The 23673-nt window shown below is 64.2% G+C and carries 21 protein-coding genes and 1 pseudogene; 17 read left to right on the forward strand and 5 right to left on the reverse strand.

Annotated elements, in window-relative coordinates; translation table 11 throughout:
• Positions 1-61: 61 nt before the first annotated feature.
• From hemC to IEG05_RS02880, 7 genes are all read left to right on the forward strand, one after another.
• A complete protein-coding gene (gene hemC / locus IEG05_RS02850; RefSeq protein ID WP_014821749.1) occupies positions 62-1000 on the forward strand; it encodes a hydroxymethylbilane synthase in 939 nt (312 codons plus the stop codon).
• Positions 997-1767 carry a uroporphyrinogen-III synthase gene (locus tag IEG05_RS02855; RefSeq protein WP_191121613.1) on the forward strand — a complete coding sequence of 257 codons (771 nt, stop codon included), beginning with the start codon at positions 997-999 and terminating at the stop codon, positions 1765-1767. Before hemC ends, IEG05_RS02855 begins: the two co-directional genes overlap by 4 nt.
• A gap of 16 nt (positions 1768-1783) precedes the next feature.
• Positions 1784-2977: a uroporphyrinogen-III C-methyltransferase gene (locus IEG05_RS02860; RefSeq protein WP_191121614.1), complete on the forward strand. Its 1194-nt coding sequence runs from the start codon at positions 1784-1786 to the stop codon at positions 2975-2977.
• Entirely contained in the window at positions 2974-4194 is a 1221-nt protein-coding gene (locus IEG05_RS02865) for a heme biosynthesis HemY N-terminal domain-containing protein (RefSeq protein WP_023446099.1), read from the forward strand. Before IEG05_RS02860 ends, IEG05_RS02865 begins: the two co-directional genes overlap by 4 nt.
• 107 nt (positions 4195-4301) lie before the next feature.
• Positions 4302-4793 carry a disulfide bond formation protein B gene (locus IEG05_RS02870; RefSeq protein WP_046618331.1) on the forward strand — a complete coding sequence of 164 codons (492 nt, stop codon included), beginning with the start codon at positions 4302-4304 and terminating at the stop codon, positions 4791-4793.
• A gap of 259 nt (positions 4794-5052) precedes the next feature.
• A complete protein-coding gene (locus IEG05_RS02875; RefSeq protein WP_014821744.1) occupies positions 5053-5520 on the forward strand; it encodes an Rsd/AlgQ family anti-sigma factor in 468 nt (155 codons plus the stop codon).
• Positions 5521-5622: 102 nt separating this feature from the next.
• Positions 5623-6420, forward strand: a complete 798-nt coding sequence (locus IEG05_RS02880) for an AlgP family protein (RefSeq protein ID WP_046618330.1) — start codon at positions 5623-5625, stop codon at positions 6418-6420.
• On the opposite strand, the gene IEG05_RS02885 is transcribed toward IEG05_RS02880, so the two are convergent.
• Positions 6396-6872 carry a TIGR02444 family protein gene (locus tag IEG05_RS02885; RefSeq protein WP_041015167.1) on the reverse strand — a complete coding sequence of 159 codons (477 nt, stop codon included), beginning with the start codon at positions 6870-6872 and terminating at the stop codon, positions 6396-6398. The two genes, IEG05_RS02880 and IEG05_RS02885, sit on opposite strands and share 25 nt — an antisense overlap.
• A 69-nt stretch (positions 6873-6941) precedes the next feature.
• Here IEG05_RS02885 and IEG05_RS02890 point away from each other — a divergent pair, with 69 nt between their 5' ends.
• Genes IEG05_RS02890 through IEG05_RS02910 form a run of 5 tightly spaced genes read left to right on the forward strand, consistent with a single transcriptional unit; the run spans position 6942 to position 11353 of the window.
• Complete coding sequence (locus IEG05_RS02890) at positions 6942-8852, forward strand: ATP-binding cassette domain-containing protein (protein ID WP_191121615.1); 1911 nt, start codon at positions 6942-6944, stop codon at positions 8850-8852.
• Positions 8849-9430, forward strand: a complete 582-nt coding sequence (locus IEG05_RS02895; RefSeq protein WP_191121616.1) for a mechanosensitive ion channel domain-containing protein — start codon at positions 8849-8851, stop codon at positions 9428-9430. Before IEG05_RS02890 ends, IEG05_RS02895 begins: the two co-directional genes overlap by 4 nt.
• An 8-nt stretch (positions 9431-9438) precedes the next feature.
• Positions 9439-10200: a TerC family protein gene (locus IEG05_RS02900; RefSeq protein ID WP_042926329.1), complete on the forward strand. Its 762-nt coding sequence runs from the start codon at positions 9439-9441 to the stop codon at positions 10198-10200.
• A gap of 50 nt (positions 10201-10250) precedes the next feature.
• Positions 10251-10883 carry a LysE family transporter gene (locus IEG05_RS02905; protein ID WP_046618324.1) on the forward strand — a complete coding sequence of 211 codons (633 nt, stop codon included), beginning with the start codon at positions 10251-10253 and terminating at the stop codon, positions 10881-10883.
• A gap of 14 nt (positions 10884-10897) precedes the next feature.
• Positions 10898-11353: a YaiI/YqxD family protein gene (locus IEG05_RS02910; RefSeq protein ID WP_046618599.1), complete on the forward strand. Its 456-nt coding sequence runs from the start codon at positions 10898-10900 to the stop codon at positions 11351-11353.
• On the opposite strand, the pseudogene IEG05_RS23550 reads toward IEG05_RS02910, so the two are convergent.
• From IEG05_RS23550 to elbB, 3 genes and pseudogenes are all read right to left on the reverse strand, one after another.
• Positions 11328-13462 (reverse strand): annotated as a pseudogene (locus IEG05_RS23550) (putative bifunctional diguanylate cyclase/phosphodiesterase). The gene IEG05_RS02910 and the pseudogene IEG05_RS23550 sit on opposite strands and share 26 nt — an antisense overlap.
• 111 nt (positions 13463-13573) lie before the next feature.
• A complete protein-coding gene (locus IEG05_RS02920; protein ID WP_046618322.1) occupies positions 13574-14041 on the reverse strand; it encodes a thioesterase family protein in 468 nt (155 codons plus the stop codon).
• A gap of 142 nt (positions 14042-14183) precedes the next feature.
• Positions 14184-14849: an isoprenoid biosynthesis glyoxalase ElbB gene (elbB, locus tag IEG05_RS02925; protein WP_046618321.1), complete on the reverse strand. Its 666-nt coding sequence runs from the start codon at positions 14847-14849 to the stop codon at positions 14184-14186.
• Between the two features lie 303 nt (positions 14850-15152).
• Between elbB and hemB the strand changes: the two genes are divergently transcribed.
• Together hemB and ppk1 are read left to right on the forward strand one after the other, a co-directional pair.
• Positions 15153-16166 carry a porphobilinogen synthase gene (gene hemB, locus IEG05_RS02930; protein ID WP_046618319.1) on the forward strand — a complete coding sequence of 338 codons (1014 nt, stop codon included), beginning with the start codon at positions 15153-15155 and terminating at the stop codon, positions 16164-16166.
• Between the two features lie 19 nt (positions 16167-16185).
• Positions 16186-18393, forward strand: a complete 2208-nt coding sequence (gene ppk1, locus IEG05_RS02935; RefSeq protein ID WP_046618317.1) for a polyphosphate kinase 1 — start codon at positions 16186-16188, stop codon at positions 18391-18393.
• 116 nt (positions 18394-18509) lie between these two features.
• Here the strand turns inward: ppk1 and ppx are convergent, their stop codons facing one another.
• A complete protein-coding gene (ppx, locus tag IEG05_RS02940; RefSeq protein WP_046618316.1) occupies positions 18510-20012 on the reverse strand; it encodes an exopolyphosphatase in 1503 nt (500 codons plus the stop codon).
• A gap of 183 nt (positions 20013-20195) precedes the next feature.
• Between ppx and trxA the strand changes: the two genes are divergently transcribed.
• The 3 genes from trxA (at position 20196) to ubiD (ending at position 23603) form a co-directional block, all read left to right on the forward strand.
• A complete protein-coding gene (gene trxA / locus IEG05_RS02945; protein WP_003283463.1) occupies positions 20196-20522 on the forward strand; it encodes a thioredoxin TrxA in 327 nt (108 codons plus the stop codon).
• Between the two features lie 231 nt (positions 20523-20753).
• On the forward strand, positions 20754-22013 hold the full coding sequence (gene rho / locus IEG05_RS02950) for a transcription termination factor Rho (RefSeq protein ID WP_014821732.1): 1260 nt from the start codon (positions 20754-20756) through the stop codon (positions 22011-22013).
• Positions 22014-22136: 123 nt separating this feature from the next.
• A complete protein-coding gene (ubiD, locus tag IEG05_RS02955) occupies positions 22137-23603 on the forward strand; it encodes a 4-hydroxy-3-polyprenylbenzoate decarboxylase (RefSeq protein WP_046618315.1) in 1467 nt (488 codons plus the stop codon).
• Positions 23604-23673 lie beyond the last annotated feature (70 nt).

Here is a 23673-nt window from a genome sequence, read left to right on the forward strand (position 1 = left end):
AACCCAGGCTGGTTGTCCGGCCTGTTATCATCGCCGGCAATTCACTGTTCTGGAATTGCCCATGTCTCGCGAAATTCGCATCGCTACCCGCAAGAGTGCCCTGGCCCTGTGGCAGGCCGAGTACGTCAAGGCGCGCCTGGAGGCGTCGCACCCAGGGCTGAAGGTCAGCCTGGTGCCGATGGTCAGCCGCGGCGACAAGCTGCTTGACGCGCCGCTGGCGAAGATCGGCGGCAAGGGCCTGTTCGTCAAGGAGCTGGAAACGGCGCTGATGGAGAACGAGGCGGACATCGCCGTGCACTCCATGAAGGACGTGCCGATGGAGTTTCCCGAGGGGCTGGGCCTGTACTGCATCTGCGAGCGCGAAGACCCACGCGATGCCTTCGTCTCCAATCATTTCGACGACCTCGATGCGCTGCCGCCCGGCAGTGTGGTCGGCACCTCGTCGCTGCGCCGTCAGGCCCAGCTGCTGGCGCGTCGGCCGGACCTGAAGATCCAGTTCCTGCGCGGCAACGTTAACACCCGACTGGCCAAGCTCGATGCTGGCGAGTACGACGCCATCATTCTCGCTGCCGCCGGGCTGATCCGCCTTGGCTTCGGTGAACGCATCCGCTCCAGCATCAGCGTCGACGAGAGCCTGCCGGCCGGCGGTCAGGGCGCGGTCGGCATCGAATGCCGTACCACCGACAGCGAACTGCATGCGCTGCTGGAATGCCTGAATCACGCGCCGACCGCGACTCGTGTCGTCGCCGAGCGCGCGTTGAACAAGCGCTTGAACGGCGGCTGCCAGGTGCCGATCGCCTGTTACGCGGTGCTCGAAGGCGAGCAGCTGTGGTTGCGCGGATTGGTCGGCCAGCCGGACGGCACCGTGCTGCTGCGCGCCGAGGGCCGTGCGCCCGCCGCCGATGCCGAGGCGCTGGGTGTGCAGGTTGCCGAAGCGCTGCTGGATCAGGGCGCGGAGCAGATTCTCCAGGCAGTCTACGGCGAGGCTGGTCACGCGTGACCGGCTGGCGCCTGCTACTGACCCGGCCGGCCGAGGAGTGTGGCGCGGTTGCGGCGGTATTGGCTGAAGCCGGGATTCACAGTGCCAGCCTGCCGCTGCTTGCGATCGAACCCTTGCCGGAAACCGCCGAGCAGCGCGCGACGGTTCTCGAGCTGGATCGCTACTGCGCGGTCATTGTGGTCAGCAAGCCGGCGGCCCGGCTGGGCATCGAGCTACTCGACCGCTATTGGCCGCAGCCACCGTTCGCCCAGGCCTGGTTCAGCGTCGGCGCCGCCACCGGCGCCATACTCGCCGACTACGGACTGGACGCCAGCTGGCCGGAGCGCGGCGACGACAGCGAGGCGCTGCTGGCGCTGCCGCGGCTCGGCGAGGCGTTGGCCCGACCCGATCCGAAGGTGCTGATCCTGCGTGGGGAGGGCGGCCGCGAGCTGCTCGCCGAGACATTGCGCGCGCGCGGGGTGCAGGTGGATATCCTCGAGCTGTACCGGCGCTACCTGCCCGATTACCCCGCGGGAACACTCGCCGCCACGCTCCGCTCGGAACGGCTCAACGGCCTGGTGGTCAGCAGTGGGCAGGGTTTGCTGTCGCTGCGTGAGCTGGCGGCCGATACCTGGCCCGAAATGCTTGAGCTACCCTTGTTCGTACCCAGTCCGCGGGTGGCGGAGATGGCTCGGCAGCTGGGCGCCAAACGAATTGTGGATTGCCGCGGCGCCAGCGTCGCGGCCTTGCTGGCGGCGTTGCGGGAAACCGCGGTGACCGCCTCCTGAAGCAAAGGATGGAAACGTGAGCGAAGCAGACTCCAAGAAAGAACCGCTGCAACCCCCCGCCAGTGAGCCGACCCCCGCCGTCGATCCGGTCAAACCCGCCAAGCCTGCGCCATCCAGGCCGGCGTCCAGCGGTGGCGGGAAGTCTCTTGCGGCTCTGGCCTTGCTGGTCGGCCTGGGCGGTGTGGCGCTTGGCGGCTATGGCGTCTGGCAGCTTCAGCAGCTTGGCGCCGACGAGGATCGTCAGCTCGAAGCCCTGCAGAGTGCCGATGAGAAGACTCGCCAGCTGGCCGAGCGTGAGCGTGAGCTGGCGGCACGTCTGGGCCGGCTGGAGCAGCTGCCTTCGGCTAGCGAGCTGGAGGAGCGGCGGCGCTTGCTGGCGACATTGCAGAGCGATCAACAGCGCCTTTCCGGGCGTGTCGAGCAGGTGCTCGGTGCCAGTCGCGAAGAGTGGCGCCTGGCCGAGGCCGAACACCTGCTGCGCATGGCGATGCTGCAGCTCTCGGCCATGCAGGACGTGAACAGCGCCGAGATGCTGGTGCACGAAGCTGACCTGATTCTGCAGAAACAGGACGATCCCGGCGCCTACAGCACGCGGCAGAAGCTGCTGGAAGGGCTCGAAGCCCTGCGCAGCCTGCCGGAGCTCGATCGCACCGGGCTGTTTCTGCAGCTCGGCGCCTTGCGCGGGCAAACCGCTCAGCTCAGCGCGCTGGCGCCGGAGTTCGTCAATGGCGAGGCGCAGTCGGAAAGCGCGCAGGACAGCCGCTGGCAGCGCTGGCTGAACGAGCTGACGCGCTATGTGCGTGTGGAGTTCGATGCCAGCGGCGACGTCAAGCCGCTGCTCGCCGGACAGACCCTGGGGCAGGTGCGACTGGCCCTTTCGCTGGCCATCGAGCAGGCCCAGTGGGCGGTGCTCAATGGCAATGCCGAGGTCTACCGGCAGTCGCTGGAACAGGCCAGCTCTGTGCTCAAGGATCACTTCAGCGAAGACAATGGCCAGGCGAGTGGCCTGCGCAAACGTCTCGACGAGCTGTCGCGGCGCGAGGTGGAGGTGACCCTGCCTGATCTCGCGCCAGCATTGCAGGCGCTGCAGGGCTATGTGCAGAAGCGTGAGCGCGGCGATGAGGCGCAAGCGCCGGAATCGTCTGAATCCTCAGATTCGCCGGCTCAGCCCGAGGCCGAGAATGAGGCGCAGGAGGCTCAGCGCACATGAAACGTCTGGCTCTTGTATTCATCCTTCTGCTGGCGATCGCGGGCTTTCTCGGCTGGGCAATCAGCCAGAGTGCCGGCTACGTGCTGATCACCTACGACCAGTTCCGTTACGAATCCAGCTTTTGGGTATTCCTCGCCCTGGTCGCCTGCCTCTGGCTGGTGGCCATGGTGGTGCACTGGTTGCTCGGGCTGCTGCAGGTCTCCGGGGCGCTGGTCAACCCCTGGTCGCGCCGGCACCGCGCTCGGCGGGTGGAGAAGGCTTCTCGCCGTGGGTTGCGCGAGCTTGCCGAGGGGCAGTGGGCGCCGGCGCTGGGGCATCTGCAGTTGGCGGCAGAAAAGGATCAGCAGCCGCTGGTGCATTACCTGGGTGCTGCGCGCGCAGCCAATGAGCTGGGTGAATATGCGCAGAGCGACGAGCTGCTGCAGAAGGCGCGCGAGCGCGAGCCCGAGGCGGCGCTGGCGATCGGCCTGACGCAGGCGCAGCTGCAGATCGCCCGCGGCCAGTATGTCGAGGCGCGCGCATCGCTTGGTGAACTGCAAAACGACCATCCGCGTCACCCTTACGTTCTTACCTTGCTCCAGCAACTCTACGTGCAGCTGGAGGACTGGTCGGCGCTGTGCCGGTTGCTGCCGGAGCTGCGCAAGCACCGCGTACTGCCACCGGCACGCCTGAACGAGTTGGAAGTGCTGGCCTGGACTGCCGCGGTGGAGCAGGCCGGTCAGCCCTCCGAGCTGCCTGCCGAGACCAGCCTCGAAGCGCTGAACCAGCGCTGGCAGACTGTGCCCAGCGCGCTGCGCAGCGAGCCGTTGGCGGTGCGTGCGTATGCGGATGGGCTCGCTCGTCTCGGCGCTCAGGCGAAGGCCGAAGAGGTGCTCTACACGGCGATCAAACGCCAGTTCGATGATCGCTTGGTCGAACGCTATGGAAGGGTGCAGGGTCGCGTTCCGGCGCGCCAGCTCGCACACGCCGAAGGCTGGCTCAAGGATCATCCACAGAACCCGGTGCTGCTGCTGGCGCTGGGGCGGATCAGCCTGCGCAACGAGCTGTGGGGCAAGGCGCGTGATTACCTGGAAGCGAGTCTGCGCTTCGATCATCGTCCGGAAACCTGTGCCGAGCTGGCGCGGCTGCTGGCTCAGCTGGGTGATACCGAAAGCAGCAATCGGCTATTCCAGCAGGGCGTGGTTCTGCTCGATCGCAATCTCCCGGCCACCTTGTGATCGGTTAGTCAGGTCCGCCATGTGGCGGGCCTGACGCTGCCGCGCAGCTTGTAAGCCTGTCGACGTTTCCACTACCGTAGCGAACTTTTCCAGCTAGTGGAGCCATCATGCGCCTGGCCAGCCCTCGTTCCCTGTTCGCTGTCGCCTCTCTGGGCAGCGCCTTGTTGATTGCCATCGCGCTCTACATGGAGCACGTGATGGGGCTTGCGCCTTGTCCACTGTGCATCGTTCAGCGTATCTGCGTCATCGGTTTCGGCCTGATCTGCCTGGCGGCGGCGATTCACGGGCCGGCGAAGACGGGGCGGCGTATCTACTCCGGTTTCGCCCTGCTCTTCGTGGCTGTCGGCGCGGCCACGGCGATTCGCCAGATCTGGTTGCAGAGCGTACCGGCCGATCAGCTGCCGACTTGCCTGCCGAGCCTCGAATACATGATGGAGGCGTTGCCGTTTCAGGAGATCGCGCGGCTGGTGCTGCACGGTACCGCCGAGTGCGCCGAGGTGAGCTGGACCATGCTCGGCCTGAGCATCCCCGAGTGGAGCCTGCTGGGCTTCATCGGCATGGCCATCGTCTGTGTGTGGCAACTGCTGCGTCGCGACTGAACCGATCTTTACCTTCCCCCGGCGAACTCCCGTCACGCTTGTGCGGTCTTCTTCTCGACGTGCGGCATCCACCCGGTGCCGCTGCGCTCGCAAGATTCGTCGGCATTTTGCTTGATGCTTCGAGCAGCGCGGCATAGTCTGCTCGTGCGGTGACGGATTCTTGCCACTTGTCACCGTCACTCACCCAAAGGCCGATACCGAAAGACAAAAACGTCTCGGAATGGCGTAAAGCAACATCGATTAGGGAAGTGAGGTCATCATGCTCGAGAGCTGTCGGAATGCCCAGGAACGCTGGGGTGGTGTACATCTGCTGATCGACCGTTGGTTGAACGAGCGCCACGCGCTTATCAATGCGTACGACGGGCTGCATACCGAGCGAGACGATGCCGCCGCTCGCCAGGCCCTGCAGCGGTTTTGCGAATATCTGGTCGACTACGTCTCTGCCGGCCACTTCGAAATCTATGAACAACTGCTCGCCGAGGCCGAAGCCTTCGGTGACGCTCGCGCCATCGAACTGGCCAAGCAGATCTATCCGCGTATCGAAACCATCACCCAGGTCTCGCTGGGCTTCAACGATCGTTGCGAGAAGGGCGATTGCCTGGGTAGCCCGGGCTTGGCCGATGAGCTCAAGAAACTCGGTCAGCTGTTGCATGAGCGGTTCGAGCTGGAAGACTGCCTGATCGAGGTGCTGCATACCGCGCACAAGCAGGCGGCTGCTCCGGCCTGAGATCTTCCATCCGCTTCGGCGGGTGTGGCGCTTCGCGTCCCCTGGCGGCCACCTGGCGGGCCGTCTAGTATGGGGGCATCGTTCCCGCCAGGAGGCACTTTCATGCCCGCGAAGAAGAAGTCGGTCACCACTCCGCTGCATCTGTTGCAGCAACTTTCCCACAGCCTCATCGAGCATCTGGACAAAGCCTGCAGCCAGGCGATCAAGGATGCGGAAAGTGCGCTCGCCAAGCTGCAAAAGCAGCGTGGCAAGGCGCAAGACAAATTGACCAAGGCGCGCGCCAAGCTCGACGAGGCCGGCAGCACGGGCAAGACCAAGGCGCAGACCAAAGCGCGCTCCCGGCTCGGCGAGCTGGAAGAGTCCCTTGCATTGCTGCAGAGCCGGCAGAGCGAAACCCTGACCTACCTGGCCGACCTCAAGCGCGATGCCGAGCAGAGCCTGAAGCTGGCTCAGGGCATCCGCAAGGTCGCAGATGACGCTGACAAGGCCTTGCGCGCCCAGCAGCAGGCGACGGCCGTCAAGCCCGCCGCAACCTCCCGTCCGGCAGCGCGCAAGCCGGCCAGCAAGGCAGCGACAGCGCCGGCGGCTAAAACGCCAGCCAAGGCTCCAACGAAAGCACCGACCAAGACAGCAGCGAAGACATCAGCTGGCGGTGCCGCGGCCAAGCCTGCAGCCTCACGTCCAGCAACGGCCAAGGCACCGACTCGCGCCCGCTCGGCTACTGTGGCCAAACCCGCTGCGGCCGCGCAATCAGCTGACAGTGCAGCGCCCGCCGCGGCTGACTCAGCGGCCAAGCCTGCGACTGCGAAGCCCGCCGCCAAGGTCGTGGCGAAAAAGCCTGCCACTCGCAAACCTGCAGCCAAGCGCACCGCGACTCAGACACCGGCCAGCTCCAGCTGAGTCTGATAGGCCGCGTTGCGCAGGGTTTCCAGCGCAACGCGGCAACTACCTTTCGGCGCAAGAGCGCTCAACCACTGGTTGGCGTCAGCGCTTTCGTCCCATTCGCGGCTTGCCGTCTGTAGCCGTTCCAGCAGGCTGCGCTCGGCTTGCAGTTCCAGTGTCTTGAGTGTTTTGCGCAGTTCTCGCAGCGCTTCGTCCTGTTCAGCCGGCGAGCGCCATGCCTGACGCAGTTCGCGCAGCGGCTCCACCACTATGTGTCGCCAGGGTGCAGCGACTTCTTCCAGCGCACACATCCGCTCCTGATTGCAGGCCACCCCGCGTGCTTCCAGCCAGGCCGCGCAGATCAGCACACAGACGTCCGCCCCCTGACTTTGCAGTTCCAGGCAGGCAGTCTCGACCCCCTCTCGTGCATAGCAGTTGAGGGCAAACGTCCAGAGATCCAGGTTGGGCATAAGTGGTACGCCTTTTTTTGCGGGTGGCCCGGCTGGCTTTCCAGGCGAACTGATAAACTCGCCGGCATTATGATCCGACTCCAGAACCTCACTCTACAGCGTGGCCCTCAGCGTTTGCTGGAAGGCGCCGAGCTGACCCTGCACCCCGGCCAGAAGGCCGGCCTGATCGGCGCCAATGGCGCTGGCAAATCCACCCTCTTCGCGCTGCTGCGTGGCGAGCTGGTGCCCGACGGCGGCGATTGCCAGTTGCCGCCGGACTGGCGCATCGCGCACATGCGCCAGGAGATCGATACCCTCGATCGCCTGGCCGTGGACTATGTGCTCGATGGCGACGTCGAGCTACGGCGCATTCAGCGCGAACTTGCCGCCGCCGAGCAGGCGCACGATGGCAACGCACTGGCGCGTCTGCACACTGAGTTGGACAACGTCGACGGCTACAGCGCCGACGCCCGTGCGCGCAAGTTGCTCGCCGGGCTGGGCTTTGCCAACGAGCAGATGACGCTGTCGGTCAGCAGCTTCTCCGGTGGCTGGCGCATGCGTCTCAACCTTGCTCAGGCACTGATGTGCCCGTCCGACCTGCTGCTGTTGGACGAACCGACCAACCACCTCGATCTCGATGCGATCCTCTGGCTCGAGGACTGGCTCAAGGGCTATCCCGGCACCCTGCTGCTGATTTCCCACGACCGCGATTTCCTCGACTCGGTGGTCGATCACGTCATCCATCTGGAACAGCGCAAACTGACGCTCTACCGCGGCGGCTACTCGGCCTTCGAGAGAACCCGCGCCGAGCGTCTGGCGCAGCAGCAGCAAGCCTTCGAGAAGCAGCAGGCGCAGCGCGCCCACATGGAAAGCTATATCCGCCGCTTCAAGGCCCAGGCGACCAAGGCACGCCAGGCCCAGAGCCGGATCAAGGCGCTGGAGCGCCTCGAGGAACTGGCGCCGGCGCACGTGGATTCGCCGTTCGACTTCCGCTTCCGCGAGGCGGACAAGGTGTCCAGCCCGTTGCTGGATCTCGCCGAAGGGCGCCTCGGCTACGGCGAAAAGGTGGTGTTGGACAAGGTCAAGCTGCAGCTGGTGCCCGGCGCGCGCATTGGTTTGCTGGGGCCGAATGGTGCCGGCAAGTCAACGCTGATCAAGACACTCTCTGCTGAACTGGCCCCGCTGTCCGGCCGCCTGCAGCGCGGTGAGAACCTGGCGGTCGGCTATTTCGCCCAGCATCAGCTGGATTCGCTTGATCCCAAGGCCAGCCCCTTGCTGCACCTGCAGCGCATCGCTCCGGCCAAGCGCGAGCAGACGCTGCGTGATTTTCTCGGCGGCTTCGATTTCCGCGGCGCGCGCTGCGACGAGCCGGTGCTGAATTTTTCCGGCGGCGAGAAAGCGCGCCTGGCGCTAGCGCTGATCGCCTGGGGCAAGCCCAACCTGTTGCTGCTCGACGAACCGACCAACCACCTCGACCTGGAAATGCGCCTGGCCCTGACGCTCGCCCTGCAGGATTTCGAAGGTGCGGTGCTGGTCGTATCCCACGACCGTCATCTGCTCAAGAGCACCACCGACGAGTTCCTGTTGGTCGCCGACGGTCAGGTGCAGAGCTTCGACGGCGACCTTGAGGACTACGCACGCTGGCTGGTGGATTACCGTGCGCGCCAGCAACCCATGGCCAGCAGCGAGCCTGCGGCGGACAGGACCGACAAGCGCGCCCAGCGTCAGGCCGCGGCCGCTTTGCGCCAGCAGTTGGCGCCGCACAAGCGCCAGGCGGACAAACTGGAGAAGGATCTAGCGATGGTGCACGAGAAGCTGGCGACGCTCGAGGCGCAGCTGGGCGACAGTGCGCTTTATGAGTCTGCTCGCAAGGACGAGTTGCGTGAGCTGCTGGCCAAGCAGGCCGAGCTGAAGGTTCGCGAAGGCGAGCTGGAGGAAGCCTGGCTGGAGGCGCTGGAAATACTCGAGAGCCTGCAGGCGCAACTGGAGGCCAGTGCATGAGCGAACCCTGGCTGACATTGGTTGAAGAATGGCGCTTGCAGTGGATGCTGGGCTTGCAGGTGCTGTTGATCCTGCTGGTCGCCTATGTCCTGCAACGCTTGGTCGCCCGTGGACTGACTCGGCTGTCGTCGCGTTACCCGTTGCCGCCGGAATTGCTGATCCCGGTGCGCGGCGGTATTCGCTGGTTCATCATCGGCGGCGCGCTGCTCATGGTACTGGAGCGCTTCGGCGTCTCTGCCACCGTGCTGTGGACAGCCATCTCCGGGTTCGTCGCGGTGGCGGCCATCGCCTTCTTCGCGATCTGGAGCGTGCTGTCCAACCTGCTCTGTGCGGTGCTCATCCTCACTGTCGGCCCGTTCCGGCTGGGCGATGTGGTGGAAATTGTCGAGGCGTTCGACAAGCCGATCGTCAAGGGTCGGGTCATAGACATCAATCTGGTCTACACCACCCTGGAAGAGGTGGCCGAAGCCGGCACCGGCGCCATCGTGCAGGTGCCCAACAGCCTGTTCTTCCAGAAGGCCGTACGCCGTTGGCGTGGCAGCGAAGTGCAACTCTATAACCGTAACTCCAACGAGTAAGAACCCTCATGGAATGGCTCAGCAACCCTGAGATATGGGTCGCCTTTCTGACCCTGACCGCCCTGGAAATCGTCCTCGGCATCGACAACATCATCTTCATTTCGATTCTGGTCAGCCGCCTGCCCAAGGAGCAGCAGCCGAAGGCGCGCTTCTTCGGCCTGGCGCTGGCCATGGGCACGCGGATCCTGCTGCTGCTATCCATCGCCTGGGTTATGCGCCTGACCAATGACTTGTTCACGGTGCTGGGCGAGGGCGTTTCCGGGCGCGACCTGATCCTGTTCTTCGGAGGCCTGTTCCTCCTGTTCAAGAGCACCATGGAGATCTGGCACAGCGTCGAAGGCGAGGAAGAGGAGCAGGCTGCGGGCGGCGCCGTGGTAAAGGCCGGGTTTATCGGGATCATCCTGCAGATCGCGGTGATCGACATCATCTTCTCGCTGGACTCGGTGATCACGGCGGTCGGTCTGGTGCAGAACGTCCCGGTGATGGTCGCGGCGATCGTCATCGCGGTGCTGGTGATGATGCTGGCTGCCGGTACCATCAGCGAGTTCATCGACCAGCACCCGACGCTGAAGATTCTGGCGCTGTCGTTCCTCATCGTCGTCGGCACGCTGCTCATCGCCGAAGCCTTCGATGTGCATGTGCCGAAGGGCTACGTCTACTTCGCCATGGCTTTCTCGCTGGGCGTCGAGGCACTGAACATTCGCATGCGCAAGGCGATGAAGCGCAAGCTCAAAGAGCCGGTAAAGCTGGGCAAGGGCTCGCCGGACTGAACCGAAGCGCCGGCCTGGCGGCCGGCGCTCGTTGAATGGAGGTAATCAGCATGTCCCTGGAATCCTGGCTCGCGTTCTTCGTTGCCTGTTGGGTGATCAGCCTGTCCCCGGGTGCCGGCGCCATCGCGTCGATGTCCTGCGGGCTGCAGTACGGCTTCTGGCGCGGCTACTGGAATGCCATCGGCCTGCAGCTGGCGTTGGTGCTGCAGATCGCCGTGGTCGCGGCGGGCGTCGGTGCGGTGCTGGCCACGTCGGAACTGGCATTCAGCCTGATCAAGTGGTTCGGCGTCGGCTATCTGCTCTGGCTGGCCTGGAAGCAGTGGCAGGCGCAGCCCGAGGCGCTGGATGATTCCGCCGCCCCGCGACCCATCGGCAGGCCGCTGAGCCTGATGCTGCGCGGGTTTGTGGTCAACGCCAGCAACCCCAAGGCAATCGTTTTCATCCTCGCCGTACTGCCGCAGTTTCTCGACCCGCAGCGGCCGTTGCTGCTGCAATACAGCGAGATGGCCGCGACCATGGTGGTGGTCGACCTGATCGTCATGGCCGGCTACACCGGGCTGGCGGCGAAAGTGCTGCGGCTGTTGCGCACGCCGCGTCAGCAGCGCCTGGTCAACCGCAGTTTCGCCGCAATGTTCGCCGGCGCGGCGGCGCTGCTGGCGACGGTAAGGCACGCGGTGGCATGAGCGAGGCAACCGCCATGCGCGTGTGGATCGATGCCGATGCCTGCCCGCGCGCAGCCAAGGACCAGGTGATCAAGTTCGCCCTCAAACGGCGGTTCGAGGTGCTGCTGGTTGCCGGCCAGAGCCAGGTCAAGCCGGCGTTCGCCTGCGTGCGGCTGATCGTGGTGCCGAGCGGGCCGGATGCAGCCGATGACTATCTGGTCAAACATGCCGAGCCCGGTGATCTGGTGATCTGCAGCGACGTTCCGCTGGCCGATCGACTGGTGAAGAAGGGCGTCGCGGCGCTCGACCCGCGCGGTCGCGAGTTCGACGAGCGCAACATGGGCGAGCGGCTGGCGGTGCGCAACCTGTTCACCGATCTACGCGATCAGGGCCAGATGGGCGGCGGCCAGGGGGCCTACAGCGAGCGCGACCGCCAGACCTTCGCCAATTCCCTGGATCGCCTGCTCACGCGATTGTCGCGCCCGCAGTGAGCGGCCGCCGCGCGGCCAGCCAGTCGCGCAGTGCCGACAATGGCAGCGGGCGGCTGTAGTAGTAGCCCTGGATGTAATCGCAGCCGTTTTCGCGCAGGTAGGCCAGCTGTACCTCCTCCTCGACGCCTTCGGCCACCACCTTGAGACCGAGTTTATGCGCCATGGCGATGATCGCCGCGGTGATGGCGCGGTCATTGGCCTGCTCGGCGATTTCCTGAACGAAGGCGCGGTCGACCTTGGGGGTGTCCACCGGCAGCTTGCGCAGGTAGGCCAGCGAGGAATAGCCGCTGCCGAAATCATCGATGGACACCTTCACCCCGAGCTCACGGACGGCATCGAGGGTGCGCACCGCCGCGCCAAGGCTGTTCATCAGTGCATTCTCGGTGACTTCCACGGTCAGCCGCGCCGGGTCGAGACCGGTACGTTCGAGAATGCGCGCGACGACCTCCGGCATCTGCAGATTGGACAGGTTGAGCGCTGAGCAATTGACCGCTACCCGCAGGTCGTAGCCCTCATCGAGCAAGGCGACCAGGTCGGCACAGGCGCGGCGCGCGACCCAGGCGTCCAGCTCGGCGACGAAACCGTGTTGCTCGGCCAGTCCGACGAAGCGCTCGGGGCTGATGAAACCCTGCTGCGGATGCTGCCAGCGCACCAGCGCCTCGAGGCTCACCGGCTCGCCGCTGCGGCCATCGACGATGGGCTGATAGTTCACGCTGAGGAGGTTTTCGTTCAGTGCCCGGCGCAGGTCCTGTTCCAGCGACAGATCCTCCTGGGCGCGCAGTTCCAGAGCGGGGTTGAAGCGCAGGCTGCGGTTGCGGCCGCTGGCCTTGCACTTGCCGACCGCGAGGCCTGCGTGGCGGAACAGCGCATCGAAGTTCAGGCCGTCTTCGGGGTACTGGCTGATGCCGATGCTGGCGGTCAGGCGCAGCTGGGTGTCGCCGAGGGTGAAGGGCGCAGCTGTTCGAGGATGTGGTTGGCCAGCGCTTGGGCCTGCTCCCACTGGCCGAGGGTCAAGACGCAGAACTCGTCGCCGGAGAAGCGCGCCAGCATGTCGTGCTGACCGAGTACCGCGCGGATTCGATGCGCCGCCTGTTGCAATGCCAGGTCGCCGCTGCGGTGGCCGAGGCTGTCGTTGATGCGCTTGAAGTTGTCCAGATCCACCACCAGCACGGCCAGCGCCTGACGTTCCTCGCGCGCGGCCAGGACCTGGGTGACCATCTCGGTGAAGGCGCGACCGTTGAACAGGTTGGTCAGCGGGTCGTAATGGGTCATCGCGTTTAGCTGGTGCTCGGCCTGGTCGAGTGCCTGGCGTTGCTCGCTGAAGCGCTGCTCGGCCCAGCTGGCGGCGATGCCGGTGACGATCACCAGCAGGGCGACCAGACCGATTGCCGAGGCGAGGACGGCATGCTGGCCGCCATGACTGCCGAACGGGGCGGTGTGCTCCAGCATGTGGGCGGGGACTGCCAGGGTCAGCGCATGCATGCCGGTGTAGTGCATCGAAACGATCGCCGCGCCCATCAACAGGCTGCAGAGCAGGCGCTGCCAGTGCTGATGCCGGCTCTGGCTGGCGCGGAAGTGAAACCCCAGAACCAGTGCGGCGATCGAGGCGACGATGGCGATCAGCACCGAGGCGGCGAAGGCCAGCGGCGCGTAGTAGAGCGTGGCCAACGAGCGGATCGCCGCCATCCCGGTGTAGTGCATGGCGGCGATGCCGATGCCGGCGGCCGTGCCGGCCAGCGCGTACTGCGGCACACTGAGGCGATCGCGGCCGAGCAGACGCATCACCACATAGGACACGGCCATGGCGATCAGCAGCGAAAGCAGGGTGATGCGATGGTCGTAGCTGATATCCAGTGGCGCGCTGAAGGCCAGCATGCCGATGAAGTGCATCGACCAGATGCCACCACCCAGAGCGAACGCGCCGACCCAACGCCACAAGTCGCGGCCGCGCGGGCTGCCGCTGCGGCTGACCCGCTTGGCCAGCGCCAGTGCGGTGAACGCCGGCGCGCTGGCGACCAGGTAGGAGAGAACGACCAGCAGAGGGTCGTGACTGTGGCCGAGCAGGGCAATCTGGTCGGCGGGAAGGTCGGAAAACAGAAGTCTGGACACGCGGCGGCACTCGAACAGTCGGGCGTCCTGCCTCGTGAGAATAGTGGCGCATGGCCATCTTCGGCAGAGTGTACGAGAGGTCACCCTGGCCGCCAATCTCCTATCGGCTGATCAACCGCAAAGATAAGTGCCGGTGCCCACGGCGATCAGGGTGCCCAGTTCGTTGTGCAGCTCAGAACGCACCACCGCGACCTTGTTGCCCGAGCGCAGCAGCATCGCACTGGCACTGAAGCGGGTGCCTCGGCCTGGGCGCAGGTAGTCGATGCGCAGGTCGATGGTGCCCAGCCGGGAAAGCCGTGTGGCGCGCTCCTGGGTGGTCAGATGGCGATGCTTGTCGAAGGCGCCGAGCATTGCCATTGCCCCGCCGGCCACGTCCAGCAGCGAGGCGATGACCCCGCCATGCAGGATGCCGTGGACGAAGTTGCCGACCAGCTCCGGCTTCATCGGCAGGTGCATGACGACCTGGGAGGTCGATACCTCGTCCAGTTCGATGCCCAGCGCCTGGTTGAAGGGGATGCGTTCGAACATCTGGCGTACCGCCTGGGCCTGCTCGGCGAGCAGGGCGTCGTCGTGGTTCATGGTCGGCGTTCCTGTGGATGAGCGATCAAGCTGCCCGAGGATGTTCGCGCTGAACAGAGTGGCGGCACGAGCAGCCGCGGCTTTGGCGGCTTTCGCGCAAAAAAATCCCGGGCGGACCCGGGATCATTCGGCGGCGTTCGGATCAGTCTTCGGTGGTCATTTCCAGTACCCGGTCGACCAGCTTGTAGATGCCCGAAGCGGCTTCGCTGATGGACTGCGCCAGCATGTACGCCGGTGTGGTGACCAGTCGATGCTGCTTGTCGACGACGATGTCGCTGACTTCGCACGCCTGATGCTCGGCGCCCATCTGCGCGACCGCCTTGGCGGCCTCGGCCTCGTCACTGCCAAGGGTACAGACCACGCCGGCGCCGAAGATCTGCGCGGCCATGGTCGGCGCGATGCACATCATCCCGACCGGCTTGCGTGCCTCGGCAAAGGCCTGCGCGAGCGCCACTACATCCGGCAGTGCCTTGCTGCTGGCGCCTTCGGTAGCGAAATTGGAGAGGTTCTTCGCGGCGCCGAAACCGCCAGGGATGATCAGTGCGTCGAAATCCTCGGCGCGCGCCTCGCGCAGATCCTTGATCTCGCCGCGGGCCAGGCGAGCGGACTCGGTCAGCACGTTGCGCGACTCTGGCATCTCGTCGCCGGTCAGGTGATTGATCACGTGCATCTGCGGGATGTTCGGTGCGAAGCACTGCACCTTGACGCCACGCTGGTCCAGGCGCAGCAGGGTGATGACGCTTTCGTAGATCTCCGAGCCGTCGTAGACGCCACAGCCGGAGAGGATCACGGCGACTTTCTTGTTCATGGTGGTACTCCTGGTCAAGTTCAGCGGCCCTGCGTCGGGCACGGCGGATGCGTTCGATGCTAATACCTGGGACGGTTCCAGGTAAGCCCCACACGTTCCGTTGGATTCGCGCGATGCGCCGGTGTTCATTGCCGCAGGTCTGGCGCGGCAGTTTGCGCCTGATCAAAGCACTGGCAGTCGCCGGCATGGCTGGCGACAATGGGCGCGGTTTCGGAGGCTCGGTGGCCTGGCGTTGTCATCATTTCGTCATGTGTCGGGCCTATAAACGTCATATTCGCCCGTTCTGCGGGCTAGGAGTCCGTCGTGAGTTTCGTTCCTGCCAGCCGGCTGTTCCCCGCTACTCGTCTGCGTCGCAATCGTCGTGACGATTTTTCCCGCCGTCTGGTGCGCGAAAATGTGCTGACCGTCGATGACCTGATCCTGCCGGTGTTCGTGCTCGACGGCGAGAACCGCCGCGAGCCGGTGCCGTCGATGCCGGGAGTGGAGCGCCTGTCCATCGATCTGCTGCTCGAGGAGGCTGAAGAGCTGGTGGCGCTGGGCATTCCGGCGCTGGCGCTGTTTCCGGTGACACCGCTGGAGAAGAAGTCCCTCGATGCGGCCGAAGCCTGGAACCCGGAGGGCATCGCCCAGCGCGCCACGCGCGCCTTGCGCGCGCGTTTCCCTGAGCTGGGGATCATCACCGACGTAGCTCTCGATCCTTTCACCACGCACGGCCAGGACGGCATTCTCGACGACAACGGATACGTGCAGAACGATGTCACTGTCGACGCGCTGGTCCGCCAGGCGCTGTCCCACGCCGAAGCCGGCGCTCAGGTGGTCGCGCCGTCGGACATGATGGATGGTCGTATCCAGGCGATTCGCGAGGCGCTGGAAGTGGCCGAACACCACAATGTGCGCATCATGGCCTACTCGGCGAAATACGCCAGCGCCTACTACGGCCCGTTCCGAGATGCGGTGGGCTCTGCCGCCAACCTCGGCAAGAGCAACAAGAATACCTATCAGATGGACCCGGCCAACGGTGACGAGGCGCTGCACGAAGTGGGCGCCGACTTGGCCGAAGGCGCAGACATGGTGATGGTCAAGCCCGGTCTGCCCTACCTGGATATCGTCTGGCGGGTCAAAGATGCCTTCAAGGCGCCGACCTTCGTCTATCAGGTCAGCGGCGAGTACGCCATGCACATGGCCGCCATCCAGAATGGCTGGCTGAGCGAGGCCGTCATCCTTGAGTCTTTGGTCGGCTTCAAGCGTGCCGGGGCCGATGGCATCCTGACTTACTTCGCCAAACAGGCGGCACATCAATTAAAACGGGGCCAGTGAGCCCTTTCGAGGCAAAGCGATGATCAACCAGGGACTCAGCGAAAAGGATCTGCAGGACGCCGTGGTCGGCGAGGTGCTGGAACAGACGTTGCCCGAGGTGGTGTCTGCGCCACTGGAAGTCGTCGAGGAGACGCCGGTCGCGCTGGTGACCAACCTGGACGACAGTGCGCTGTACATCCATCGCGAGCTTTCGCAGCTTCAGTTCAACGTCCGCGTGCTCGAGCAGGCGCTGGATGAGTCCTATCCGCTGCTGGAGCGGCTGAAGTTCCTGCTGATCTTCTCCAGCAACCTCGATGAGTTCTTCGAGATTCGCGTCGCCGGACTGAAAAAGCGCGTCACCTTCGCCCGCGAACAGGCGGGCGCCGACGGCCTGCAGCCGCATCAGGCGCTGGCGCGCATATCCGAGCTGGTCCACGAACAGGTCGACCGCCAGTACGCGATCCTCAACGACGTGCTTCTGCCGGTGCTGGCCGAGCATCAGATCCGCTTCATTCGCCGCAGGCACTGGACGGCCAAACTCAAGACCTGGGTGCGCCGCTATTTCCGCGACGAGATTGCGCCGATCGTCACGCCGATCGGTCTCGATCCGACCCATCCGTTCCCGCTGCTGGTGAACAAGAGCCTGAACTTCATCGTCGAGCTGGAAGGCGTCGATGCCTTCGGCCGCGATTCCGGTCTGGCGATCATCCCGGCGCCACGCCTGCTGCCGCGGGTGATCCGCGTGCCGGAGTCGGTCGGCGGCGCCGGCGACAACTTCGTCTTCCTCTCCTCGATGATCCATGCCCATGCCGACGACCTGTTCCACGGCATGCGGGTCAAGGGCTGCTACCAGTTCCGCCTCACCCGCAACGCCGACCTTTCGGTTGACACCGAGGACGTCGAGGACCTGGCACGCGCGCTGCGTGGCGAGCTGATCTCGCGCCGTTATGGCGATGCCGTGCGCCTGGAAGTGGCCGATACTTGCCCGCAGCACCTGGCCGATTTTCTGCTCAAGCAGTTCAGTCTGGGCGAGGGCGAAATGTACCGGGTCAACGGCCCCGTCAACCTGACCCGCCTGTTCAGCATCACCGGGCTGGACAGCCACCCGGAGCTGCAATACAGCCCCTTCACACCATCAATTCCGAAGTTGCTGCAGAACAGCGACAAGATATTCAGTGTGATCAACAAGCAGGACATCCTGCTGCTGCACCCGTTCGAGTCCTTCACGCCGGTGGTCGATCTGCTGCGTGAAGCTGCGAAGGACCCGTGCGTGCTGGCGATCAAGCAGACGCTGTATCGCTCGGGTGCCAATTCGGAGATCGTCGATGCGCTGGTCGATGCGGCGCGCAGCGGCAAGGAAGTTACCGCGGTGATCGAACTGCGCGCCCGCTTCGACGAGGAATCCAACCTGCAGCTCGCCAGCCGCCTGCAGCAGGCCGGCGCGGTGGTGATCTATGGCGTGGTTGGCTACAAGACCCACGCCAAGATGATGCTGATCCTGCGTCGCGAAAATGGCGAGCTGTGCCGTTACGCGCATCTGGGCACCGGCAACTACCACGCGGCCAACGCCCGGCTGTATACCGACTACAGTCTGCTGACATCCGATGACGCGCTGTGTGAGGATGTCTCCAAGCTGTTCAGTCAGTTGATCGGCATGGGCAAGACCATGCGCATGAAGAAGCTGCTGCACGCGCCATTTACCCTCAAGAAGACGCTGCTCGACCTGATCGCGCAGGAAACCCAGCACGCGGCCGAGGGGCGGCCCGCGCATATCATTCTGAAGATCAATGCGCTGACCGATCCGAAGATGATCAAGGCGCTGTACAAGGCCAGCCAGACCGGCGTGCGCGTCGATCTCATCGTGCGTGGCATGTGCTGCCTGCGGCCGGGCATCGCCGGTGTCTCGCACAACATCCATGTGCGCTCGATCATCGGCCGGTTCCTTGAGCACAGTCGGGTGTTCTACTTCCAGAATGACGGTGACGAGAAGCTCTACCTGTCCAGTGCCGACTGGATGGAGCGCAACCTCGATCGTCGGGTGGAAACCTGTTTCCCGGTGGAAGGCAAGAAACTGGTGATGCGGGTTAAGAAGGAGCTGGAAGGCTTCCTCAGCGACAACACCCAGAGCTGGATTCTGCAGCCTGACGGCAGCTACCTGCGCAACAGCCCCACCGGTAATCAGAATGCGCGCAACATCCAGAGTACGTTGCTGGAGCGTCTCACCGGGCCGCAGGTCGGCGTGCGCTGAGTCAGGTGTTTCCCGCGGCGCGTTTTCAGGCATGTGGCTGGCGCGCGCCGCGTCGGCCTGGCTGAGGAGGCGAAGACTGGTTACCTGTATCATCAAGGGCCCCTAGGGCCCTTGTGTCATTTCATCCGCAGTTCGTAGCCCACGCGCGCGAGCCAGGCGGCTTCGGCCTCGAAGTCGGCCCTGGTCAGTGGGTTCGCGCCCAGCCAGCCGGTCGGGAAGATCAGTTCCAGGCCCCGTTCGGTCGCCTTTAGCTGCACCTCGGAGACGGCGTTGGCACCGCGGATGTGGTGGAACAGGATGGCGAAGCGCAGCAGGATGCACAGTCGCACCAGTGCATCGGCATCGACCCCGGTCTCGCCGAACTTGTCCTGAGGAATATTGCGTCGGTGGCCGCGCACCAGCAGCGCCAGCATCAGCTGATCCTGACGGGAGAAGCCGGGCAGGTCGGAATGCTCGATCAGGTAAGCGCCATGCTTGTGGTAGTGGTAGTGCGCGATATCCAGGCCCACTTCATGCACCCGCGCAGCCCAGGCGAGCAGCTCCCGGTGCCAGTCCTGATCGAGGCTCCACGCCTCGGCCACCTGGTCGAACGCCTCCAGCGCCTTGGCTTCGACTCGCGCGGCCTGTTCCATGTCGACGTGGTAGCGCTCCATCAGGAAGCTCAGCGAGCGGTCACGGATGTCCTCGTCATGGTGACGGCCTAGCAGGTCGTAGAGCACCCCTTCGCGCAGGGCGCCTTCGGAGTGGGTCATGCTGCTGATCTCCAGCGCATCGAATATCGCCTCGAGAATCGCCAGGCCCGCAGGAAACACGCCGCGACGGTCCGGCTTGATGCCGTCGATGTCGATCTTCTCCACGTCGCCGAGCTTGAACAGCTTGCGTTTGAGCCATCCCAGCCCTTCGAGGTTGACCTCGCCGTTGCCGAAGCCGCCGCTCTTGATCGCCAGGCCTACGGCTCGGATGGTGCCGGACGCGCCGATGGATTCCTGCCAGCCGAGCCGGCGCAGACCATGCTCGATGCCCATCAGCTCCACCCGCGCGGCGGTGTAGGCCTGGGCGTAGCGTGCCGGGGTGATCTTGCCGTCACGGAAGAAACGCTGGGTGTAGCTCACGCAGCCCATCTGTAGGCTTTCGCGCAGCTGCGATTCGAACCCTTCGCCGATGATGAACTCGGTGCTGCCGCCGCCGATGTCTGCCACCAGGCGGCGGCCGGAACTGCTCGGGATGGTGTGCGACACGCCGAGATAGATCAGGCGCGCTTCTTCGCGGCCGGAGATGACCTCGACCTGATGGTTGACGATCTCTTCGGCGCGGCGGATGAAGGTGGCGCGATTGTGCGCTTCACGCAGTGCGTTGGTGCCGACGATGCGTACGGCGCCCTGCGGCAGATGATTGACCAGCTGGGCGAAGCGACGCAGACAGTCCAGCCCACGCTGCATGGCGGCCTCGTCGAGTAGACGGTTTTCGTCGATCCCGGCGGCCAGCTGGACCTTCTCGCCGAGCCGTTCGAGGATGCGCATTTCGCCATTGCTGGTGCGCGCAAGCACCATGTGAAAGCTGTTCGAGCCCAGATCCAGGGCGGCGATCATGGGAAAGGTCTCAGCGGTGTTATGGCGCATTGGGCAGTCTCGATGCAAAACTCAGACATCCTGACATGATCGCCCCCATCCGCCAACGCAGTCGTTGACGCACGAAGGCGCCGCTCGCGGGCGATCGTCGCCGACCCGAGGGTCTGCAGCTTTCGATCCGCTCACAGTAGGGCTATGATGGCGACCTTTCCGTTCCGACCCTGGAGAAAATCCATGAGCGAATACATCAACAATGTCAGCGACAGCAGTTTCGAGCAGGACGTCCTCCAGGCCGACGGTCCCGTACTGGTCGACTACTGGGCCGAGTGGTGTGGTCCGTGCAAGATGATCGCGCCGGTACTCGACGAGATCGCCAAGGACTACGAAGGTCGTCTGAAGGTTTGCAAGCTCAATATCGACGAGAACCAGGAAACCCCACCGAAGTACGGCGTGCGCGGTATCCCGACGCTGATGCTGTTCAAGAACGGCAACGTCGAGGCGACCAAGGTCGGTGCACTGTCCAAGTCGCAGCTGGCGGCGTTCCTCGACAGCAACATCTGACTTCGCCGAAGTTCCCCTCTAAAGCCCTCGCAGTCGCGGGGGCTTTTTTCATCGGCAGGGTGGACGCTTCGTCTGCACGGTGCTAAATTCGGCCTCGCGACGCATTCTTCCGTCGCCCTCTGCACGCCGTCGCCGACGCACTTCAGCCTCATAAAGCACAACGAACCTGTTCGTCTCTTGCTGCGCGGCTTCTCAAGCTAATCGCTTTCTACATCCTTCCTGACTCTCTCTATGAATCTGACTGAACTCAAGCAAAAGCCCATCACCGAACTGCTGGAAATGGCCGAACAGATGGGCATCGATAACATGGCCCGTTCGCGCAAGCAGGACGTGATTTTCTCCCTGCTGAAGAAGCACGCTAAAAGCGGCGAGGAAATTTCCGGTGATGGCGTGCTGGAGATTCTCCAGGACGGTTTCGGCTTCCTGCGCTCCGCGGATTCTTCCTATCTGGCCGGCCCGGACGATATCTACGTCTCGCCCAGCCAGATTCGCCGCTTCAACCTGCGCACCGGTGACACCATCATCGGCAAGATTCGCCCTCCGAAGGAAGGTGAGCGCTACTTCGCCCTGCTCAAGGTCGACTCGATCAACTACGATCGGCCGGAGAATGCGAAGAACAAGATCCTCTTCGAGAACCTGACCCCGCTGTTCGCCAACGAGCGCCTGAAGATGGAAGCCGGCAACGGTTCCACCGAAGACCTCACCGGTCGCGTAATCGACCTCTGTGCTCCGATCGGCAAGGGCCAGCGCGGCTTGATCGTCGCTCCGCCAAAGGCGGGCAAGACGATCATGCTGCAGAACATCGCCAGCAACATCACCCGCAACAACCCCGAGTGCCACCTGATCGTGCTGCTGATCGACGAGCGTCCGGAAGAAGTGACCGAGATGCAGCGCACCGTGCGCGGCGAAGTGGTCGCCTCCACCTTCGACGAGCCGCCAACCCGTCACGTGCAGGTCGCCGAGATGGTGATCGAGAAGGCCAAGCGCCTGGTCGAGCACAAGAAGGACGTGGTCATTCTGCTCGACTCCATCACCCGTCTGGCGCGTGCCTACAACACCGTGATCCCGAGCTCCGGCAAAGTGCTCACTGGTGGTGTCGATGCCCACGCCCTGGAGAAGCCCAAGCGTTTCTTCGGTGCCGCGCGCAACATCGAGGAAGGCGGTTCGCTGACCATTCTCGCCACCGCGCTGGTGGAGACCGGCTCGAAGATGGACGAGGTGATCTACGAGGAGTTCAAGGGCACCGGCAACCTCGAGCTGCAACTGGATCGTCGCATTGCCGAGAAGCGTGTCTTCCCGGCCATCAACATCAACCGTTCGGGTACTCGCCGCGAAGAGCTGCTGACCAGCGAGGAAGAGCTGCAGCGCATCTGGATCCTGCGCAAGCTGCTGCATCCGATGGATGAAAGCGCTGCGATTGAGTTCCTGCTCGACAAGCTCAAGGACACCAAGACCAACGACGAATTCTTCATGTCCATGAAGCGCAAGTAAGCAACTCGTCGTTGCCAACAAGGCCGGGGAAACCCGGCCTTCGTCTGTCTGCAGGTTTTGGAAAACCCGACGCGGGCGCTAAACTTTGCGCCTCGTCCCTGCCGGCCCCAGCGAGGCTCAAGCATGCAGTATCGCGATCTGCGCGACTTTATCAGCGGCCTGGAAAAACGCGGTGAGCTCAAGCGCGTCACGGCTGCTGTCTCCCCGGTTCTGGAAATGACCGAAATCTGTGACCGCACCCTGCGCAAGCAGGGCCCGGCACTGCTCTTCGAGAACCCGACGGGTTTCGACATGCCGGTGCTCGGCAATCTGTTCGGCACGCCGCAGCGGGTCGCCCTCGGTATGGGCGCCGAGGATGTCTCCGAACTGCGTGAGATCGGCAAGCTGCTAGCGTTTCTCAAGGAGCCGGAGCCGCCGAAGGGGCTGAAGGACGCCTGGAGTAAGCTGCCGATCTACAAGAAGGTCATCAGCATGGCGCCCAAGGTGCTCAAGGACGCGCCCTGCCAGGAAGTGATCATCGAAGGTGATGACGTCGACCTGGCGACAATCCCCGTACAGCACTGCTGGCCGGGCGACGCCGCGCCGCTGATCACCTGGGGTCTGACCATTACCAAGGGGCCGAACAAGGAGCGGCAGAACCTCGGCATCTACCGCCAGCAGGTAATCGGTCGCAACAAGGTGATCATGCGCTGGCTCAGTCATCGCGGCGGGGCGCTGGATTTCCGCGAATGGTGCGAGAAGTACCCGGATCGGCCGTACCCGGTCGCCGTGGCGCTGGGCGCGGATCCGGCGACGATTCTCGGCGCGGTGACGCCTGTGCCCGATACGCTGTCCGAATATGCCTTCGCCGGCCTGTTGCGCGGTTCGCGCACCGAGTTGGTCAAGGCGGTCGGCTCCGATCTGCAGGTGCCGGCGTACGCCGAGATCGTCCTCGAAGGGCATATCCATCCGGGCGAGATGGCCGATGAAGGACCGTACGGCGACCACACCGGCTACTACAACGAGGTCGACCGCTTCCCGGTGTTCACCGTCGAGCGCATTACCCATCGCCGAAACCCGATCTATCACAGCACCTATACCGGGCGTCCGCCGGATGAGCCGGCGATTCTCGGCGTGGCACTGAACGAGGTGTTCGTACCGATCCTGCAGAAGCAGTTCCCGGAAATCGTCGATTTCTACCTGCCGCCGGAAGGCTGTTCCTATCGCATGGCGGTGGTGACGATGAAGAAGCAGTATCCCGGCCACGCCAAGCGGGTCATGCTCGGCGTGTGGAGCTTCCTGCGTCAGTTCATGTACACCAAGTTTGTCATCGTCACCGACGACGACATCAACGCCCGCGACTGGAACGATGTGATCTGGGCCATCACCACACGCATGGACCCCAAGCGCGACACGGTGATGATCGACAACACGCCGATCGACTACCTGGATTTCGCCTCGCCGATCTCCGGGCTGGGCTCGAAGATGGGCCTGGATGCCACCCACAAATGGCCGGGCGAGACCAACCGCGAATGGGGGCGGGTCATCGTTCAGGACCCGGCGGTGAAGCAGCGGGTTGATGAACTCTGGTCGCAGCTGGGTATCGACTGACATATCCGAAGAGGCGGGCCCGAGCCCGCCCGAAAGCCTTGGCGGGTCATCCCGTTCACTGATAAGACGT

The organism is Stutzerimonas kunmingensis (assembly GCF_014764705.1).
In the GTDB taxonomy this organism is placed as follows: domain Bacteria; phylum Pseudomonadota; class Gammaproteobacteria; order Pseudomonadales; family Pseudomonadaceae; genus Stutzerimonas.